Origin of the sequence: Micromonospora aurantiaca ATCC 27029 (assembly GCF_000145235.1) — a bacterium.
GTDB classification, from domain to species: domain Bacteria; phylum Actinomycetota; class Actinomycetes; order Mycobacteriales; family Micromonosporaceae; genus Micromonospora; species Micromonospora aurantiaca.
Genome location: NC_014391.1, coordinates 437,647 through 456,731, shown reverse-complemented (window position 1 = coordinate 456,731; position 19,085 = coordinate 437,647). Strand labels below are relative to the sequence as shown.

Annotated in this window: 18 protein-coding genes; 5 read left to right on the top strand and 13 right to left on the bottom strand. The window is 73.7% G+C overall.

The window, feature by feature from the left end; genetic code table 11:
- Window positions 1-21: 21 nt before the first annotated feature.
- The 6 genes from topA to MICAU_RS02220 all read right to left on the bottom strand — a co-directional run bounded on the left by topA (window position 22) and on the right by MICAU_RS02220 (window position 7,801).
- Window positions 22-2,832: a type I DNA topoisomerase gene (gene topA / locus MICAU_RS02245; RefSeq protein ID WP_013283654.1), complete on the bottom strand. Its 2,811-nt coding sequence runs from the start codon at window positions 2,830-2,832 to the stop codon at window positions 22-24.
- A gap of 268 nt (window positions 2,833-3,100) precedes the next feature.
- A complete protein-coding gene (locus tag MICAU_RS02240; RefSeq protein WP_013283653.1) occupies window positions 3,101-3,709 on the bottom strand; it encodes a hypothetical protein in 609 nt (202 codons plus the stop codon).
- Window positions 3,700-4,242 (bottom strand): hypothetical protein, encoded by a 543-nt coding sequence (locus MICAU_RS02235; protein WP_013283652.1) that lies wholly within the window; start codon window positions 4,240-4,242, stop codon window positions 3,700-3,702. Before MICAU_RS02235 ends, MICAU_RS02240 begins: the two co-directional genes overlap by 10 nt.
- Window positions 4,243-4,343: 101 nt before the next feature.
- Window positions 4,344-6,692: a sodium-translocating pyrophosphatase gene (locus MICAU_RS02230; RefSeq protein WP_013283651.1), complete on the bottom strand. Its 2,349-nt coding sequence runs from the start codon at window positions 6,690-6,692 to the stop codon at window positions 4,344-4,346.
- A 321-nt stretch (window positions 6,693-7,013) separates the two neighbouring features.
- Window positions 7,014-7,451: an ATP-binding protein gene (locus MICAU_RS02225; RefSeq protein ID WP_013283650.1), complete on the bottom strand. Its 438-nt coding sequence runs from the start codon at window positions 7,449-7,451 to the stop codon at window positions 7,014-7,016.
- Entirely contained in the window at window positions 7,451-7,801 is a 351-nt protein-coding gene (locus MICAU_RS02220; RefSeq protein WP_013283649.1) for an STAS domain-containing protein, read from the bottom strand. The genes MICAU_RS02225 and MICAU_RS02220 overlap by 1 nt, the downstream gene beginning before the upstream one ends.
- A 91-nt stretch (window positions 7,802-7,892) precedes the next feature.
- Between MICAU_RS02220 and MICAU_RS02215 the strand changes: the two genes are divergently transcribed.
- The 3 genes from MICAU_RS02215 to MICAU_RS02205 all read left to right on the top strand — a co-directional run bounded on the left by MICAU_RS02215 (window position 7,893) and on the right by MICAU_RS02205 (window position 11,672).
- Window positions 7,893-10,430, top strand: a complete 2,538-nt coding sequence (locus MICAU_RS02215) for a DEAD/DEAH box helicase (RefSeq protein ID WP_425311444.1) — start codon at window positions 7,893-7,895, stop codon at window positions 10,428-10,430.
- Between the two features lie 256 nt (window positions 10,431-10,686).
- Window positions 10,687-10,893 carry a hypothetical protein gene (locus MICAU_RS02210; protein WP_013283647.1) on the top strand — a complete coding sequence of 69 codons (207 nt, stop codon included), beginning with the start codon at window positions 10,687-10,689 and terminating at the stop codon, window positions 10,891-10,893.
- A 200-nt stretch (window positions 10,894-11,093) separates the two neighbouring features.
- On the top strand, window positions 11,094-11,672 hold the full coding sequence (locus MICAU_RS02205) for an LURP-one-related family protein (protein WP_013283646.1): 579 nt from the start codon (window positions 11,094-11,096) through the stop codon (window positions 11,670-11,672).
- Between the two features lie 54 nt (window positions 11,673-11,726).
- Here MICAU_RS02205 and MICAU_RS02200 read toward each other — a convergent pair whose 3' ends face one another.
- The 7 genes from MICAU_RS02200 to ssd all read right to left on the bottom strand — a co-directional run bounded on the left by MICAU_RS02200 (window position 11,727) and on the right by ssd (window position 16,844).
- Window positions 11,727-12,173, bottom strand: coding sequence for an Rv3654c family TadE-like protein (locus tag MICAU_RS02200; protein ID WP_425311443.1), 447 nt, complete (start codon window positions 12,171-12,173; stop codon window positions 11,727-11,729).
- Window positions 12,174-12,217: 44 nt separating this feature from the next.
- Window positions 12,218-12,646 (bottom strand): TadE family type IV pilus minor pilin, encoded by a 429-nt coding sequence (locus MICAU_RS02195; protein WP_013283644.1) that lies wholly within the window; start codon window positions 12,644-12,646, stop codon window positions 12,218-12,220.
- Window positions 12,647-12,708: 62 nt separating this feature from the next.
- Window positions 12,709-12,876, bottom strand: coding sequence for a DUF4244 domain-containing protein (locus tag MICAU_RS31660; RefSeq protein ID WP_013283643.1), 168 nt, complete (start codon window positions 12,874-12,876; stop codon window positions 12,709-12,711).
- Window positions 12,877-12,899: 23 nt separating this feature from the next.
- Window positions 12,900-13,628 carry a type II secretion system F family protein gene (locus tag MICAU_RS02190; protein ID WP_013283642.1) on the bottom strand — a complete coding sequence of 243 codons (729 nt, stop codon included), beginning with the start codon at window positions 13,626-13,628 and terminating at the stop codon, window positions 12,900-12,902.
- On the bottom strand, window positions 13,628-14,536 hold the full coding sequence (locus tag MICAU_RS02185; RefSeq protein ID WP_030274456.1) for a hypothetical protein: 909 nt from the start codon (window positions 14,534-14,536) through the stop codon (window positions 13,628-13,630). Before MICAU_RS02185 ends, MICAU_RS02190 begins: the two co-directional genes overlap by 1 nt.
- The gene (locus MICAU_RS02180; RefSeq protein WP_013283640.1) at window positions 14,533-15,744 is read right to left on the bottom strand and encodes a TadA family conjugal transfer-associated ATPase; all 1,212 of its coding nucleotides are present in this window, start codon (window positions 15,742-15,744) and stop codon (window positions 14,533-14,535) included. The genes MICAU_RS02185 and MICAU_RS02180 overlap by 4 nt, the downstream gene beginning before the upstream one ends.
- Window positions 15,741-16,844, bottom strand: a complete 1,104-nt coding sequence (ssd, locus tag MICAU_RS02175) for a septum site-determining protein Ssd (RefSeq protein WP_013283639.1) — start codon at window positions 16,842-16,844, stop codon at window positions 15,741-15,743. Before ssd ends, MICAU_RS02180 begins: the two co-directional genes overlap by 4 nt.
- 247 nt (window positions 16,845-17,091) lie before the next feature.
- Here ssd and MICAU_RS02170 point away from each other — a divergent pair, with 247 nt between their 5' ends.
- Together MICAU_RS02170 and MICAU_RS02165 are read left to right on the top strand one after the other, a co-directional pair.
- Window positions 17,092-17,787, top strand: a complete 696-nt coding sequence (locus tag MICAU_RS02170) for a VHL beta domain-containing protein (RefSeq protein WP_013283638.1) — start codon at window positions 17,092-17,094, stop codon at window positions 17,785-17,787.
- A gap of 42 nt (window positions 17,788-17,829) precedes the next feature.
- The gene (locus MICAU_RS02165) at window positions 17,830-18,798 is read left to right on the top strand and encodes a phosphotransferase enzyme family protein (protein WP_013283637.1); all 969 of its coding nucleotides are present in this window, start codon (window positions 17,830-17,832) and stop codon (window positions 18,796-18,798) included.
- Window positions 18,799-19,085: the final 287 nt, after the last annotated feature.

Below are 19,085 nucleotides of genomic sequence, written 5' to 3'. Positions count from 1 at the left end.
AAGGGCGTTTCCGTACCAAGATCACTCGTTCGGGGTTGAGGTCGCCTTCTTGGGGGCGGCCTTCTTCGCGGGAGCCTTCTTGGCGGCCGTGGTCTTCTTGGCCGCCGTGGTCTTCTTCGCCGCCGTCGTCTTCTTCGCCGGGGCGGCCTTCTTCGCGGCCTTCTTCTTCGGCGCCGGGCCCTTCGCGCGCTTCTCGGCCAGCATCTCCGACGCCTGCTCCAGCGTCAGCTCCTCCGGCGTCTGCCCGCGCCGCAGCGACGCGTTGAACTCGCCGTCGGTCACATACGGTCCGAAGCGCCCGTCCTTGATCACCAGCGGCTTCTCGGTGAGCGGGTCGTTGCCCATCTCCCGCAGCGGCGGCGCGGCGGCCCGGCGCTGACGCGTCTTCGGGGCGGCCAGCAACGCCAGCGCCTCGTCCAGCGTGACTGTGAACATCTTGTCTTCCGAGTCCAGCGAGCGGAACTCGTCACCGCGCTTGACGTACGGGCCGTAGCGGCCGTTGTTGGCGAACACCTCGACGCCGTCCGGGGCCACGCCGATCAGCCGGGGCAGGCGCAGCAGCTGCAACGCCTGCTCCAGGGTCAGGCTGTCCGGCGTCTGCGAGCGCAGCAGCGACGACTTGCGCTCGCCGCTCGCCACGTACGGGCCGAACCGGCCGGACTTGAGCACGATCGGCTCGCCGGTCGACGGGTCGTCGCCGAGCTTGCGCTCACCGCCGCCGCCGAGGAACAGCTCGTGCACCTTCTCCGGGGTCAGCTCGTCCGGCGCCAGGCCCTCCGGGATCGGTGCCCGGTCGCCCTGCGAGCCGCTCTCCTCGCCCTCACCCGAGGCCGCCGGCGTCGGCGCCTGCTGCTCGCCGGGCAGCGCCCGCTGGAGGTACGGCCCGTACCGGCCGACCCGGACGACGACCTCGCGGCCCTCGTCGTCGGTGAACAGCGGGATGGAGTTGACGCTGCGCGCGTCGATCTCGCTGAGGTTCTCGGTGACCAGCTTCTTCAGGCCGCCCGCGTGGGCGATGGCCTGGTCGCCGGTGCCGTTGGTGCTGCCGAAGTAGAAGGAGGTGAGGAAGTCGACGGCGGCGTGGTCACCACCGGCGATCTCGTCCAGCTCGTTCTCCATGCTGGCGGTGAAGTCGTAGTCGATCAGTCGCGGGTAGTGCCGCTCCATCAGCCCGATCACCGCGAACGCCAGGAACGACGGGATCATGGCCTGGCCGCGCTTCACCACGTACCCGCGGTCCTGGATCGTCTGCATGATCGACGCGTACGTGGAGGGCCGGCCGATGCCCAGCTCTTCGAGGGCCTTGACCAGCGACGCCTCGGTGTAGCGGGCGGGCGGCTGGGTGTGGTGGCCCTGCGCGGCCAGCTCGTCGGCGGTCAGCGGCTGGTCCTTGACCAGCGTGGGCAGCCGCCGCTCGGCGTCCTCGGCCTCGGCGTTCTCGTCGTCGCTCGACTCGACGTACGCGCGCAGGAAGCCCGGGTCGGTGATGGTCTTGCCGGTCGCGCCGAAGTCGGCCTCCTCCTGGGCGGAGGAGACGGCGCGGATGCGCACCGACACGCTGGAGCCGACCGCGTCGGTCATCTGCGAGGCGATGGTGCGCCGCCAGATCAGCTCGTAGAGCTTGAACTCCTCGGCGGACAGCTCCTTGGCCACCTCGCCCGGGGTGCGGAAGTTGTCGCCGGCGGGGCGGATCGCCTCGTGCGCCTCCTGGGCGTTCTTCACCTTGCCGGTGTAGCGGCGCGGCTCCGGCGGCACGCTGCGCTCGCCGTACAGCTCGACGATCTGCCGGCGGGCCGCCGTGATGGCCGTCTCGGACAGGTTCACCGAGTCGGTACGCATGTAGGTGATGTAGCCGTTCTCGTACAGGCGCTGCGCGGTGCGCATCGTCTGCTGCGACGAGAACCGCATCTTGCGGGCCGCCTCCTGCTGGAGTGTGGAGGTGATGAACGGCGCGTACGGGCGGCGGCGGTAGGGCTTCTCCTCGACCCGGGTGACGGTGAACGGCTGGTCGGCCAGGCGGGCCGCCAGGCCCCGGGCCCCGCCCTCGTCGAGGTGGACGACACCCGCACCGGCGCGAACGCGACCCGTGGTCGGCTCGAAGTCCTTGCCGGTGGCGATCCGGTCACCGTTGAGCGCGACGAGCGTGGCGTTGAACGTCCGCGGGCCCTCGCCCGGCTTCGCCACGGCGAGCGTGGCCAGGATGTCCCAGTACTCGGCGGTGCGGAACGCCATCCGCTGGCGCTCCCGCTCGACCACGATGCGCGTCGCCACCGACTGCACCCGGCCCGCCGACAGCTTCGGCATGACCTTCTTCCACAGCACCGGCGAGACCTCGTAGCCGTAGAGGCGGTCGAGGATGCGCCGCGCCTCCTGGGCGTCGACCAGGTCGCGGTCGATCTCCCGGGGGTTCGCCACTGCGGCCTGGATGGCCGGCTTGGTGATCTCGTGGAAGACCATCCGCTTGACCGGCACCTTGGGCTTGAGCGTCTCCACCAGGTGCCAGGCGATGGCCTCGCCCTCGCGGTCCTCATCCGTCGCCAGGAAGATCTCGTCGACCTCCTTGGCCAGCTTCACCAGCTTGCTGATCTGCTGCTTACGGTCGGGCGAGACCACGTAGAGCGCGTGGAAGCCGTTGTCGACGTCGACGCCGAGGCGCGCCCAGGGCTCACCCTTGTACTTCGCCGGGACGTCGGCAGCGTTGCGGGGCAGGTCCCGGACGTGGCCGAAGCTGGCCTCCACGACGTACCCCGGGCCGAGGTAGCCCGAGATCGTCTTGGCCTTCGCCGGTGACTCGACGATGACCAGACGGGTGGTTCCAGCGTTGCTCGGCACGTCTCTCCCCGACCTCACTCCTACGCCATGCCCGCTTCGGGCCGTGTTGCGCCACCCGGACCACAGGCGGTCCGGATGTCCAACGTAACGCGCCGTCCGCGTTCCGGGTTTCGTGGGCGGCAAACGGGCCGCCCTCCCGGCGACCGCCGGCCGCACCCTGCCGGACGGCGTCACGGTACACCGTGGGTAGGGCGACAGGCGGGTCACTGTGACGATCGCGTACCCCCGGCGGAGCCCTCCCCGGGTGTCCGGCTTCGGACAGCGGCGGTCAGCCCCGGGAGCCCGGCCAGTCCGCCACCGGCGCCGTCGCCGGCCGTTCCCCCACCAGCTCGGCGAGCCGCGACATCCGCCGCCCGCCGATCCGGAACGCGGGCCCGCCCTCGTCCGGCTCCACGAACGCGGCCGGCAGACCCACCGCCGCCAGCGCGGCGCGGACCACCGGCCAGGACGGCTCGTCGGCCGGTCCGAGCCGCAGCCGGAATCCGGCCGGCTCGGCCGTGCCGGCGGCGGCCGCCCAGAGCCGCAGCCGCCGCCCGTCCAGGTGGAAACGGGCCGGTGGCCGCTTCACACCGCCGCGCAGCCAGGCCCGCGCGAGCGGCGCCAGCATGCTCGTGTACGCGGTGCGCACCCGGTGCCGCCCGTCCTCGGTCGGCTCCCAGCTCGCCGGCACACCCCGGGCGCCCAGCTCGGCCACCAGCACGTGCACCCGCCAGGCGGCGTCGACCACCACGGAGATCCGGGCCGTGCCGCCCATCCGCCCCACCTCACCCGGCCCGGCGAGCAGGCCGGCGAGGTCCGCCAGCGCGGGATCGGCCGCCTCGGTGGAGAACAGCGAGGGCTGGCGGGCCGGTTTCGGGGTGGGAGGGGTCAGCGACACTCCGGGACCTCGTCGAAGGCCTCTTTCAGCTCGGTCGAGTTGAGTTTGCTGGTGTCCAGCGCGCTCGCGTCGTACTCCTTGTTGAGCGTGTCCACGGCGGCGCGCACGCCGTCGTAGAACGGACCGGCCTGGGCGGTGTCGAGCCGGTCGATGGCGGACCGGGCCCGGCCGTACGCGTCACGCATCTTGCTCAGCGACCCCAGGAACCCGGCGGACACCTCGGCGCCGCGTTCGGCCTCGGGCACGCCCGCCTCCTCGACCTTGCGCCGGGCCGTCTCGCTGGCCTGCTCGGCACCGGCGAAGAGCCGGACCAGGTTCTCCTTGGCCTGCGCCGGGGTGGTCTGCGCGGTCATCTGCTGCTGCGTGCTGCTGGTCAGCTTGGAGATCTCCGCGCGCCACGGGGTGAGCGCCTGGCACACCGACGCGGCCCAGACCCGGGGGTTGGGACCGCCACCGCACCCGGCGACCACGAGGACCAGCGTGGCCAGGACCACCGTGAGCTTTCCGGCGGTTGCCGCCCGGCGCGTACGCATGCGATGCAGCGTACGACCTCCGGGCGGAACCGCCACCGGTCAGGTTTGCCGGGCACGGGGTTCCCGGCCGGCCGGGGCCGGCCGGGAACCGTCGCGTGCGATCAGGCGTTCACCGTCTCCGGACGCTGGTCCGGGGTGCCGGCCCCGCTGTCCTCGTCGGTCATCGCCACACCCTTGCGCTTGCTGAACACCACTGCGGCCGCGATGATCAGCGCGGCCACCACGGCGATGGTGATGCGCAGCGCCGGGTTCTTGTCGTCGCCCACGCTCCAGGCCACCACGGCCGGGGCGATCAGCAGCGAGACCAGGTTCATCACCTTGATCAGCGGGTTGATCGCCGGGCCGGCGGTGTCCTTGAACGGGTCACCGACGGTGTCGCCGATGACGGTGGCGGAGTGCGCGTCGGAGCCCTTGCCGCCGTACGCGCCGTCCTCCACCAGCTTCTTGGCGTTGTCCCAGGCGCCACCGGAGTTGGCCAGGAACACTGCCATCAGCGTGCCCGCGCCGATCGCGCCGGCCAGGTACGCGGCCAGCGCGCCCGGGCCGAGGCCGAAGCCGACAGCGATCGGGGCCAGGATGGCCAGCAGGCCGGGGGTCATCAGCTCGCGCTGCGCGTCCCGGGTGCAGATGTCCACGACCTTGCCGTACTCGGGCCGCTGGGTGCGGTCCATGATGCCGGGCAGTTCGCGGAACTGGCGGCGTACCTCCATCACCACGGCGCCGGCCGAGCGGGAGACCGCGTTGATGGCCAGGCCGGAGAAGAGGAAGACCACCGCCGCGCCGATGATCAGGCCGACCAGGTTGCGCGGGTTGGACACGTTGAGCGAGTTGAGGATCTCGGTGCCGACGTCGCCCACGCCCGCGTCCTCGTACGCCGAGCGCAGCGTGTCGGTGTACGAGCCGAACAGCGCGGTGGCGGCCAGCACCGCGGTGGCGATCGCGATGCCCTTGGTGATCGCCTTGGTGGTGTTGCCGACGGCGTCCAGCTCGGTGAGCGTCCGCGCGCCGTGCTCGTCGATGTCGCCGGACATCTCGGCCACGCCCTGCGCGTTGTCGGAGATCGGGCCGAACGTGTCCATCGCGACGATGACGCCGACGGTGGTGAGCAGGCCGGTGCCGGCCAGCGCGACGGCGAACAGCGACAGCGTGATCGAGCTGCCGCCGAGCAGGAACGCGCCGAAGACGCCGGCGCCGATCAGCAGCGCCGAGTAGACGGCCGACTCCAGGCCGACGCTGATGCCGGCGAGGATGACGGTGGCCGGGCCGGTCTGCGAGCTCTTGCCGATGTCCTGCACCGGACGCCGGTTGGTCTCGGTGAAGTAGCCGGTCAGCGCCTGGATCGCGGCGGCCAGCACGATACCGATCACGACCGCGCCGATGGCGACCAGCCGCGGGTTGCGGTCGACGTCGGTCAGCCCGCCCTCCAGCTCGGCGAACGTGGCCGGCAGGTACGCGAACGCGGCGATCGCGACGAGCACCGCGGCGATCAGCGCGGACAGGTAGAAGGCCCGGTTGATCGCGGTCAGGCCGTTGCGGTCGCTGGCGCGCAGCCGGGTGATGAAGACGCCGACGATCGCGACCAGCACGCCGATGGTGGAGATGATCAGCGGGAAGACCAGGCCGGTCTCGCCGAACGCGGCCCGGCCGAGGATCAGCGCCGCGACGAGCGTGACCGCGTACGACTCGAACAGGTCGGCGGCCATGCCGGCGCAGTCGCCCACGTTGTCGCCCACGTTGTCGGCGATGGTGGCGGCGTTGCGCGGGTCGTCCTCCGGGATGCCCTGCTCGACCTTGCCGACCAGGTCGGCGCCGACGTCGGCGGCCTTGGTGAAGATGCCGCCGCCGACCCGCATGAACATGGCGAGCAGCGCGGCGCCGAAGCCGAAGCCCTCCAGCACGGTCGGGGCGTCACCCCGGAAGATCAGCACGACCAGCGCCGCACCGAACAGGCCGAGGCCGACGGTGAGGAAGCCGACCACGCCGCCGGTGCGGAAGGCGATCTTCATGGCGGCCTCGCGGCCGCCTTCCCGCTCCCGCGCGGCCGCTGCCACCCGCAGGTTGGCGCGGGTGGCCAGCCACATGCCGGCGCCGCCGATGAACGCGCTGAACAGCGCACCCACCACGAAGAACGCCGAGCGGCCGGCCTTCACGAGCGTTTCGTTGCCGTCGGTGTCGTGCACCGGCAGCAGGAAGAGCAGCACGACGGCGATCACCACGAAGATCGCCAGCGTGCGGAACTGCCGCAGCAGGTACGCCGACGCGCCCTCCTGCACCGCGCCGGAGATCTCCTGCATGTTGGTGGTTCCCTTACCGGCTGCCAGGACCGCCCTGGTGAGGGCGGCCGCGAAGACGAGCGCCACCAGCGCGATGACCGCGGCGATGACGACGTACGTCACGTTGGCTCCGGTAAGGGACAGTGCGCCGCCGTCGGCGGCCAAGGTCCCGGACATCTATGTCCTCCTGTACCGAACAACTCGCGCCGACCTGTGGAGACGCACGGGCCGACGCCTGGATGCGGACTCGCAAGCGCGCGCCGACCCACTCCGGCGGACCAGCGATGAACTCCCGTTCCCGCTGGCTACGGGACGGGATCACTTGCTGACAACCCGCGTACTGTAGCCCTCTGGCGTGGCGGAGGTCACACCGAGGGGGCACCGTGTCTCGATGATCTTCGTAACTGTGTTATGCGAAGAAATCTGATATATGGCGCGGCCAATACGACGAGGCCGCGCTCCCCCTTCGGGGAGCGCGGCCTGCGTGTGCGTTTCGGGTCAGGCGCGGCCGGCCGGCCAGGACATCCGTACCTCGGTGCCGACGCCGTCGTCGACCGGACGAACCTGGAGATCCTCCACGAAACCGGCGAGCAGCGCGAAGCCCACCCCGGTGGTGAGCGCGTCCTCGCTGAGCGACTCCTTGGCCAGCTCGTCCGGGCCGAGCGCGGCCAGGCCGAGGCCCGCCTCGATCGGGGCCCGGTCCACCACCCGGACCGTGTAGCCGCCGCCGTCGGACATCTCCACGTACACCGGGTCGGCCAGGCCGTACTGCCGGTGCAGCGCGACCGCCCGGGTGCACGCCTCACCGATGGCCAGGCGCACCTCGTCCAGCAGGTCCTCGCGTACGCCGGCCCGCCGGGCCACCGCGACGCCGACCAGGCGGGCGGTGCGCACGTGCACCGGGGCCGGAGAGAAGGACAGCTTGACGGTCGCCATCACGCGCCGGTGGAGTCGGCGGCGATGGCCGCGTCGACCGTCGGATGCAGCGGGAAGACCTGGTCCAGGGCGGTGATCCGGAAGATCTTGAGCAGCGGCTCCTTGTCGCAGACCAGCGCGAAGGAGCCACCGGCCGAGCGCAGCCGCTTGAGCGCGCCCACGAGCACACCCAGACCGGTCGAGTCGAGGAAGTCCACCCGGCCGAGGTCGACCACCACGTGGCGGGCCCCGCCGTCGATCAACTCCAGGAGCCGTTCCCGCAGGCGGGGGGCGGTGTAGACATCCACCTCACCACCGACCTCGAGCACCGTGTGCTCCCCCACGGCGCGGGTCGCCAGCGACAGCTCCATCGGTCCCTCCTCGGTAAACTCTCCTGGGCATCTAACCATCTCCCCGTGCGGCCCCCTCGGTCACCGGCCACGCCCTCCCCATACCCCCACCCTGCGGTTCCCAATTCCGAACACCAGTGCGAGAGTGCAGGACGTGACCGACCACAGCCCCGGCCCGCGGCGTGCGCCGGGCGAGCTGCTGCGCCGGCTGCGGCTGCGTCACCCCACCGACCCGGTCACCCACGTCGAACGCGTCCCGGCCCGCGCCGGCGAGCCCGCCGGGTGGCCCGGCTGGGCGCCGGAGGAACTGAGGGCGGCGTTCGCGCGGCGCGGCGTCACCGCCCCGTGGCGGCACCAGGCCGAGGCCGCCGAGCTGGCGTACGCGGGCCGGCACGTGGTGGTCGCCACCGGCACGGCGTCCGGCAAGTCCCTGGCGTACCAGCTTCCCGCACTGAGCACGCTGCTCGCCGACCCGCGCGCCACCGTGCTCTACCTGGCGCCGACCAAGGCGCTCGCCGCCGACCAGCTCCGCGCCGTCGCCGGTCTCGAACTCGACGGGGTACGCCCCGCCACCTACGACGGGGACACGCCGCGCGCCGAACGGGAGTGGATCCGCCGGCACTCCCGGTTCGTGCTGACCAACCCGGACATGCTGCACCACGGCGTCCTGCCCGGGCACGCACACTGGTCCGGGTTCCTGCGCCGGCTCGCGTACGTGGTGGTCGACGAGTGCCACACCTACCGGGGCGTCTTCGGCTCACACGTCGCGCACGTGCTGCGGCGGTTGCGGCGGCAGTGCGCGCGCTTCGGGCGTACCCCCGTCTTTCTGCTGGCCTCCGCCACGTCGGGTGACCCGGCGGCGGCGGCCGAGCGGCTCACCGGCCTGCCCGTCACCGCCGTCACCGAGGACACGTCGCCGCGCGGCGGGGTGACGTTCGCGCTCTGGGAGCCGCCGCTGCTGCCGCCCACCGACTCGTCCGTCGACGCCGACCTCGTCCAGGTCCGGCGCTCCGCGCTGCGGGAGACCGCGGACCTGCTCGCCGACAGCGTGGTCGAGGGGGTACGCACGCTCGCGTTCGTGCGGTCCCGCCGGGGCGCCGAGGTGGTCGCAGCGAATGCCCGGCGGTCGCTCGACGAGGCCGTACCCGGGCTGGGCGACCGGGTTGCCGCTTACCGGGCCGGCTACCTGCGCGAGGAGCGCCGCGAGCTGGAACGGGCGCTGCTGCACGGCGACCTGCTCGGGCTCGCCTCCACCAACGCGCTCGAACTCGGCGTCGACCTGGTCGGCCTGGACGCGGTGCTGATCTGCGGCTGGCCCGGCACCCGCGCGTCGCTGTGGCAGCAGGCCGGGCGGGCCGGGCGCTCCGGCGACGAGGCGCTCGCCGTGCTGGTGGCCCGGGACGACCCGCTCGACACCTACCTGGTGCACCACCCGGAGGCGCTGTTCGGGCGGCCGGTCGAGGCGACGGTGCTCGACCCGGCCAACCCGTACGTGCTCGCGCCACAGCTCGCCTGCGCCGCCCACGAGTCCCCGCTCACCCCGGCGGACCTGGACCTGTTCGGTGAGGGCGCGAAGGAGGCGGTGGATTCGCTGGTCGAGGCGGGGGCGCTGCGGCAGCGGCCCACCGGCTGGTACTGGCGGCACCGGGAACGCCCCGAGGTCGACCTGCGAGGCGAGGGCGGCGCCCCGGTGTGCGTGGTGGAGGAGTCCACCGGCCGGCTGCTCGGCACCGTCGACGGCGGGTCGGCGCACTTCCTGCTGCACACCGGCGCGGTCTACCTGCACCAGGGCGTCTCGTACGTGGTCGACTCGCTCGACCTGGCCGACGGGTGCGCGCTCGTGCACGCCGAGGAGCCGGACTGGTCCACCCACGCCCGCGACGTCACCTCGCTGTCGGTGGTGTCGGTCCGCTCGTACGTGGACGCCGGGCCGGTCGGGCTGTTCCTCGGCGAGGTGGACGTGACCAGCCAGGTGGTGTCGTACCAGCGGCGGCGCATCGCCACCGGCGAGGTGATCGACACCCGCCCGCTGGACCTGCCCGCGCGGGAGCTGCGCACCGTCGCGGTGTGGTTCACGCTCTCCCCCGAGTCGCTGACCGCCGCCGGTGTCGAGGCGGCTGACGTGCCGGGCGCGCTGCACGCCGCCGAGCACGCCGCCATCGGCCTGCTGCCGCTGATGGCGACGTGCGACAGGTGGGACATCGGCGGGCTGTCCACCGCCCTGCACCCGGACACCGAGGCACCCACCGTCTTCGTCTACGACGGTCACCCCGGCGGGGCGGGTTTCGCCGAGCGGGCGTACGGCACCGCCGCCGCCTGGCTGCGCGCCACCCGGGACGCGATCGCCGAGTGCGGGTGCGAGACCGGGTGCCCGTCGTGCGTCCAGTCCCCGAAGTGCGGCAACGGCAACAATCCGCTGGCCAAGGCGGAGGCGGTGAAGGTCCTCGACGTGGTGCTGACCAACCTCGCCACGGCCGGCGGCGAGGCGGCGGTGACCGGCCCGGAGGCGGTGGCCGGCCCGGAGGCGGCGGCCGGCCCGGAGGCGGTGGCCGGCCCGGACTCGGGCGGCCCGGAGCGCGGCGAGGTGTTGCCCCGGCAGGACGACCGGGCGGCCCGCCCAGCTCAGGCGGCCGGTGCCCCACCCGCCTGACCGCACCGGGCCGGTTGGGGCTGCCCGCCGCCACTTCGGGGAGGTTGCGGTATCGACAGGTGCTGGACCCCGCCACTTCCCCGAACTGGTGTCGATCAAGCTGGGCCGTGCGGCTCCGCGGGTGCCCAGGTGTCTGGTTGGTGGGACGGGTGCATGAGGGTAGGGCCGTCGGGGCATTGATGTATGGGAGCGCTTCCATGCATCATTTCTGGTAGCGCGCAGGTGACCCGAGACCCGTCCCGCCGGAGGTGCCGCCGTGGCCGACACGATCGCCGAGACCGTCGAGCTGCTCTACACCATCGACCAGGAAAACCTCACGCCCGACCAGCAGATAGCGCTGGGCACCGCGATGGCCACGCTCGCCCAGGCGGAACGGCTGGAGCAGATCAACGAGCGCCTGCGCGGCATCCATCAGGTGCTGAACAGCTGGGCGATGAAGGCCACGGTCGACGGCGGCCGCTGACCTTGCGTCCCGCCTCCACTTCCGGCCCGCGGTCGCGCAGTCCCGGCCCGCGCCGGTCACGGCAACGGCGCCATGCTTCGCCTCATGCACCGTGCGGCTCCTGCGTGCGGGCCCGTCCGTCCAGGCAGCGGTGGGTGCGCTCGGGCGAGCGGTCGTCGGCCCGCTGTGCAAGACTCCGGCGACCCCTCGAAGGAGAGCCCATGTCGCCCGACAACCTGCAGGCCCAGCACCGGTTCATCATCCGTCAGCGACTCCGGATGATGGTCAACCAGTACGAGGTGCACTCGGTGGCGCCCGACGGCTCCGAGGGTGGGCTGCTCGCGTTCGCGCAGCAGAAGCGGCTCGCCTTCAAGGAGCAGGTGACCATCTACACCGACGACTCCAAGCAGTACCCCCTTCTCGGCTTCAAGGCCCGTCAGCGGCTCGACCTCGGCGCCACCTACGACGTGACCGATCACGCGGGCAACCCCATCGGGCTGTTCCGCAAGGACTTCGCCCAGTCGCTGCTGCGCTCGACGTGGCACGTCGAGCAGCCCGGCCTGCCGCCCGCCACCGGGCAGGAGCGCAGCCTGCCGGTCGCGCTGCTGCGCCGGTTCGTCGACTCGCTCTCCTGGCTGCCGTACCACTTCGACTTCATGGCCGGCGGCCAGCCGGTGTTCTCGGTCGACCGGAAGTGGGGTCTGCGGGACCGGTACAACGTGGAGATCCAGCACCCGCAGATCGACCGTCGGCTGGTGATCGCCATGGCGGTCGGACTGGACGCCCTTCAGTCCCGCTGACCTGCGGCACTCGGGCCCGGCCCGGCTCTCGGTTCCGGCACTGGCGTCCGCCCGTCAGGACCGGGCCGGGCCGGCCCGGGACGTCGCGACGGCGTCCCGGGTCAGTCCCGGCAGCGGGGCGACGCGTACCTGCGCCGTGACGATCAGGTCCAGTCCGTCAGCCCGGCATCCGGTCATCCGGCCGCCGTTGGCCGAAACCAGGTCGGCGGCGCGAGCGCAGGCGACGTCGGCTCCGTCGAGCACCTGCACGGCACCCGCCAGCGCCCCGAAGTCCGCCGCGTTGCGGGCCTGATGCCGGGCGCACCGGGCCGCCCCGACCGCGGCGCCGAACACCCCGACCAGCACGAACACCAGCCCGATCGCGAGCAGGCACACGGTCGCGCCGCCCCGGTCGGTCGAGGACGTCCTCACACCAGGCTTCCCACGCTCCCCTCTCCCCGCAGGCCAGCCCACCCGAGATCTGCTCGCCCCGCGCCTGCTCGGGTCGGCTCGGCCTCCCACGACGACCTGGCGGAAGGACGAGTCGGCCCAGGCACCGCCGGCTCTCACGGCACCGGCCCCGGCGCTCCGGGTTCCACGGCGGCCACCGCCTCCGCCGCCACGACCAGCCGGGGCAGCCGCGTACCGAACGTCCGGACCGGTGCCCGGACCGTCGCCGTGACCCGATCGCCTGTCACAGTCACCGACACCTCGGCGCCGTCCGGGGCGTACCGGGTTGCGGCAACCGTGCCGGGCTCGCCCCGGGCCGCCGCGAGCGCCGCCTCCCGGGCCGCGTCGACACACGCGACCCGGGTACCCACAGCGTTCACCGCGGTCAGACCGGCGACGAGGAGCAGCATGAGCGCCGGCAGGCCGGCCGCCAACTCGGCGGTGAAGGAACCCCGCTCGCACGCGGCCCACAAGCGCCACCGGCGCCGCACCTCCCCGGCCCGGGTGCCGACGGCGTCCCGGGTCGAGCCGGGCTCGGTCGACACGTCGAGCGGGACTGCTGGTTCGTGGAGCCACCCACCACCACGGCCGGCCCACCGGCGCCCGATCACTTCAGGGCCCGGTCGATGACGGCGGTCAGCGCGGACTGCACGTTGCCGGAGGTGAGCACCTTCAGCAGGATCCCGGCGAAGGCGACCGCGGCGAGGGTGCCCACCGCGTACTCGGCGGTGTTCATACCGGCGTCACCCCGCAGGCGGGTGAGGAGCTTGCGCATGTCGTACGTCCCTTCTCGATGGTTCACAGCACGTCGCCGAGCACGGCGACGATCACCGGCACCAGACCGGCGAGAATGAAGGCGGGCAGGAAGCACAGCCCGAGCGGCAGCACGATGAGCACGCCCGCGCGGCGGGCCGCCGCCTCGGCCGAGGTCGACCGTTCGGCACGCAGGTCGTCGGCCAGCCGGGTCAGCGCGCGAGCCAGTGCGGCGCCGCTGTTCGACGAGCGGACCGCCGCCGCGGCCACGGGTTCGGCCCCGGTGACGCCTTCCAGGTGCGCCCAGGCCTCGCCGGGGCTGCCTCCGAGCCGTAGCGTCCGGCCGACCCGGCCGAGCCGGTCCGCGAGTGGCCCGCCGAGCGCCTCGGCGACGGCGAGCACCGAGCGGTCGACCGGCGCGCCCGCCCGCAGCGCGGCCGCCAGCAGGTCCGCGGCGAGCGGCAGGTCGGCGGTCTCCCGCAGCCGCCGTTCCCGGGCGGCGCGCGGCTCGATCCGGCGTAGCAGACGGTCGGCGGCGGCACCGGCCAGCAGCCCGAGGAACACGCCCGTGACACCGCCGACCACCACCGCCACCGCGATTCCGGCCAGCGCTGCGCCGAGGCGTACCCGATCCGGCCACCACGCCGGGCGAGTGGGCGGCGGCGTCGGAGCGAGCCGGCGCAGCCGCCGTGCCGGGCGGACGACCGGACCGGCGACGACCAGGAGCGACGCGGCGCCGCCGAGACACACGGCGGCCAGTACCTGCCGTGACATCAGGCGGCCCGCCCGGGCGTGACGCCGAGTCGCTCGGCCCAGAGCAACCCGCCGACCTGCAACACGACTGCCGCCACCGCACTGCCGGCACCCACCGGCGTGTGCAGGAGCACCGCCACCGGGTCCACCCCGATGCCGTAGCCGAGACCTATGCCGCCGAGCGGCAGCGCGGCGAGCAGCCACGCGGTCGCCCGAGCCCCGGCGGCCTGGGCGGCGGCAGCGGCAAGGCCCCGGTCGGCGGCGCGGGCGTCGGCCTCGATCCGTTCCAGCAGATCGGCCAGCGGCGCACCCGTCTGGTCGGCCAGTCTCCCGGCGGCCCGGGCCAGCCGCGCGACGCGTCCCGGGCCGTCGTCGACACCGCCGTCGACGGGTAGCCCGGCCCGCAGGTCGGCGGCGACGGCGGCGAGGCGGTCCAGATCGCGGCGGTGCGCGAGGGTGGCCGTCCGGTGGGTACGTCGGCGCAGCACCGCCCGGGCCGCGAGCACGCCGTAGGTGGCGAGCACCAGGGCGGCCACCGGACCGCCGAGCAGTGCCCCGGTCACGGCCCCGCACAGCGCCGCCACGGGCAGCACGCGTCCGGCGGAGAGCGGCAGCGCAGGAGCCGACGCCGGAGAGGATGTCACCGGAACCGGCACGAGGCCCGTCCATCGCCGTACCTGATGCCCGACACCGGGTCGACGCCGTTCCCGGCCCCGGCCGGGAGGCCGTGCGGACGCCTTCGGCCCGGCGTCGAGCGGACGTCGTCGCAGGTCCGGGGATGCTGGACGTGCGCCCTTCACCCGCTCGACCGGGATGTCCGCACTGCCCAGGACCGCCAGCCGCCGGGCGCGAGCGGCCCGTACCGGCCAGGCGACGGCGACCGCCGCAGCCACCAGGAGCAGGACCGCCGGCCAGAGGTGGCCGGTCACGACGGTTCTGCCGGACCGGGCCACGCCGCCTGGAGGATCGGCGGTACCGGCGCTCCCCGCTCCCGCAGCAGGCCGGCGAGCAGCAGGGCCGCCGGGGCAAGACCCCGGCCGCGCGCCCAGGCCGGAACCACCGTCACCACCCGGTCGGGCCCGTCGGGCAGCAGCAGGCCGATGGAGTCGAGGACGCGCCCCTCGCCGGTACGGCGGAGCTGGAGGACGACCTGCAACGCGGCGGCGACCTGGGCGTGCAACGCGAGCCGGGGCAGGCCGCCGAGCATCCCGAGCGCCTCCAGCCGGGCCGGAACGTCGGCCGGGGCGTTCGCGTGCAGCGTTCCCGCCCCGCCGTCGTGGCCGGTGTTCAACGCGGCGAGCAGGTCGACCACCTCGGCGCCCCGGCACTCGCCCACTACCAGCCGGTCCGGCCGCATCCGCAGCGCCTGCCGGACCAGGTCGCCGAGCCCGACGGCTCCGGCGCCCTCGACGTTCGCCGTCCGGGCCTGCAACCCGATCACGTGCGGGTGCACCGGGCGCAGCTCGGCGGCGTCCTCCACCAGCACGATCCGCTCGGTGCCGGGTACCAGCCCGAGCAGCGTGTTGAGCAGCGTCGTCTTGCCGGATCCCGTGCCGCCGCTGACCAGGTACGCGAGGCGGGCCGCCACGAGTGCGGCGAGCAGCGGGGCGATCGGCCGGGGCACCGTGCCCCGCTCGACGAGTTCGTCGAGGGTGAACGGCCGCTGCCGGAAGGTACGCAACGACAGGTAGGGCCCGTCGGTCGCCACCGGAGGCAGCACCGCGTGCAGCCGGGTGCCGTCGGGCAGGCGCGCGTCGGCGTACGGGGAGGCGTCGTCGAGCCGGCGACCGGCCGCCGAGGTGAGGCGCTGCGCCAACCGGCGTACGTCGTCGAGCGAGCCCAGCGGCACGGCGACCTGCCGTAGTCCCCGTCCCCTGTCGACCCAGACCCGCACCCCGTTCACCAGCACGTCGGTGACCTGCGGGTCGGCGAGCAGCGGTGCCAGTGGACCGGCGCCGACCAGGTCGTCGTGCACCCGGTCGGCGATCCGCAGCAGCGTGGTGTCGCCGAGCACCGCCGTCGCCGGTTCGGCGCGTACCGCCGAGACGATCGCCGCGGGCGTGACCGGGGTGGCCTCGGCGGCGAACCGGTGCCGGACCCGGGCGGCCAGCTCCCCCGGGTCGGCCGGCGCGGTCATGCCGCACCCGCAGCCGACGACCCGACCAGCTCGTCCACGATCCGCTGGCACAGCGCGGCGAGCGGCCCCTTCCCGCTCGCGCCCGGCGCCTCGCCCCGCTCCAGCCCACGGCACAGCCCCGGCTCGGGTCGCAGCGTGCCGGCGAGCGGCAGCCCCAGCGCCCGGGACACCTCGGCCGCGCGCAGTCGGCCGGGCGCCGGACCGCGCACGATGACAGAGAGGTCGATGCAGTGCGGCGCGGCGACGGCGGCGACCCGGGCCGCGGCGGCCGCCGCCCGCAGCTCGGCCGGTACGACGAGCAGCGCCCGGTCGGCGGCCTGGAGCGCGACCACAGCCGCGTCGTCGAGATGCCGGGGCAGGTCGAGCACGACTAGGTCCCGCCCCCGGCGGCCGGCGTCGACTGTGGCGGCCATCGCCTCGGCCGGCAGGTGCCGCAGGTCGCCCCGGTCCCAGGAGAGCACCACCAGGTCGCCCCGGCTGGGCAGCGCGCGGATCAGCGACGGCGGGTCGACCCGCCCGTCCGTGCCGGCCAGCTCCGGCCAGCGCAACCCGTCGAGCTGCTCCCAGCCGAGCACCAGGTCGAGACCACCGCCGAGCGGGTCGGCGTCGACGAGCAGCGTGCGGAGCCGGGACCGGGCCGCGCTGACGGCGAGCCCACCTGCAAGCACGCTGGCTCCGGCGCCGCCCCGGCCGCCGAGGACAGCCACCACCCGGCCCTGACCCGGGCCGGCCGGACCGGCCACGCACTCGGCGAACCGGTCGACCAGCCAGGGCTCGGCCGCCGGCAGCGTCGCGACGTGCTCCGAGCCGATGAGTTCGGCCAACTCCGTACCCGGATCGAGCTCTCCGGAGCGACCGACCAGGACCGTGCGGGCGCGGCGGGGAAGGCGCGCCCGCAGGCAGGCCGCCGCCTGGTCGGCGCCGATGAGCACCAGCGGCGCCGGCGCCCAGCGGGCCCGGGCGGCGGCCGGGTCGGCCGCCAGCTCGACCTCGGTGCCGCCGGCCGCCGCGAGTCGCAACAGCTCGTCGAGAAGGTCGCCGTCGGAGGTGACGAGCAGGGGCAGGCGACGGTACGGCGGGAGCGGGGTACGGGGCGGCATGGCGGCCTCCATCGGTCGGACTCGGACGTGCCGCGGTGCAGCCTGCCCGGCCGAGGGATGCGGGACCGGTGCCCTGTGGACAACGGAGGGCGTTGTGGACAGACCTCGGTGGCCCGGTTGATCTGCTATGTGCCGGAGACGGAGGCAACGAGTGGCCCGTCGGCCATTGACGACAGGGATGATCAGTAGCGGATAATCGGGGCCCCTCGCCGCTCGATGAACGGCACCGGCTTGCGGAATCGAGGCCATGACCGATTCGCCGCACCCCCTCACGCCCCCCTCGGTACGACCCCATTCACGGTCCGCCCCAACGGCCGGCGGCGAGATCTGGCTCCGCGATCCGTCGCCGACGCTGCTCGCCGCCATCGCCATCGGGCTCGTGGTCGTGGTGCTGGCGAGCATCGTCAGCGTCTTCGCCACGCCGCGTCGCCCCGACCTCCCGCCGCCGCTCGAGGGCCAGGCGATCCTGGCGTCCCCGACGAGGGCGGGGTCGGTGACGGAGACGCCCGCCGAGTCCTACGCGCCGCCGTCGGTGTCGTTCTCCAGCCGCGCCGTCGCGCCCAGCCGCACCGCCGCACCGACCCGCCGCCCCACCCCGAGCAGCCGGCCGACCTCGCCGAAGCCGTCGATCCCCCGGTCGAAGCCGCCGGTGGTCGGCCCGGGGGAACTGGCCCCACTGCCGGCCTCGCGTGAGTCGCGGCTGCGCTCGCACGGCGGTGGCCCGTCGACCTTCATCGACTTCGTCAACAGCCACGGGTCGACAGTCGTGGTCCACTGGATCAACTACGATGGCCGTCGACAGCAGTACGCGGTGCTGCGGCCCGGGCAGTCCTACCGGCAGCAGACGTACGTCGGTCATCCGTGGGTCGTGGCCGACGAGCGGGGCCGAGGCTTGGTGTGCTTCGAGCCGGACCGGCAGACGCTGCGCGCGGTGATCCGGTAACTCCCTTGCCCGGCCCGGCCGGCGGCTGCGACGCTCCGCCGGGTGATCGACAAGCCGGACATCGACGAGCGGCTGCTGGCGGCCGAGGTCGCCGCCGCCTGGTCGGTGGACGTCGTCGACCTGGCGTTCATGCCGGTCGGCCTCGACGGGCACGCGTGGGCGTACCGGGTGGAGACGTCCGACGGCGGGCGCTGCTTCCTGAAGGTGCGCCGCGGCGACTTCACCCCGGCCGCCGTCCTGCTGCCCGGCTTCCTCCGGACGCAGGGCCTCCGGCAGGTGGTCGCGCCGCTGGACCTTCGCCTCGATGGCGGGGTTGCACGTCGGTTCGGGGACTACCGACTACTGCTCTACCCGTTCCAGGACGGCGACAGCCTGTGGGGCCGCGGTCTCACCGACCGCCAGTGGACCGAGTACGGCGATTTCCTGGGCCGGCTGCACCGGGTCACGCCGAGCGCTGAGGTAGCAGCCGTCCTGCCGGTCGAGACGTACCGATCGAGCGCGGGCGACCGACTCCGAGCCCTCGGCGGGCAGGCCGCTGCGAGCGAGACCCTGGGCGCCTTCTGGAAGCGGTACGGTGCCGCGCTGCGCCGGTTGGCGGAGACTGTCGACGACCTGGCGTCGCGCGTGACGCCGGGACAGCACGTCATCTGCCACGCCGACATCCATCCGGGCAATCTCATCGCCGACGGCGACGGGACGCTGCACGTCGTGGACTGGGACGCGCCGATCCTCGCGCCGCGCGAGCGGGACCTGATGTTCGTCCACAGCGCCGACTTCGGCGAGCACCCGATCGACGCGCACCGGGCTGAACTCTTCCGCGAAGGCTACGGGGCGCTGGAGCCGGACCCGGTCCTGCTGAGTTACTACCGCGGCGAACGGCATCTCGACGATGTCGCCGCGTTTCTGGGCAGCATCCTCGGTCCCGAGGCGAGTGCGGAGTCCCGGGCCAACGATCTGCACTGGCTCATCCGCATCGCCGAGGCGGTCGCCGACCCCGGCTACGCGCCCTGAGCTGACGCGGAACGCTCGTCCCGCAAAGGGACGACCCCCGTCGGGGGGAGACGGGGGTCGTCTTGTGGTTCGGCTCCGGGGGGGTCGAGCCGAACCGACTCAGCGGTTACGGGGGGTGCAACCGCCGAGGCCCATCGGCGCCGGGTCTGCGAACTCCCGCCGCGAGGACAAGCATGCCGCAGTCGACCCTTATACGTCGAGTGTTGTTCACTCCACGCAAAGCTAAATTCATCGATAGCTGCCTGTGACCGCCGTCACTCCACCGGGTGCTCATCGGCTTTCGCGAC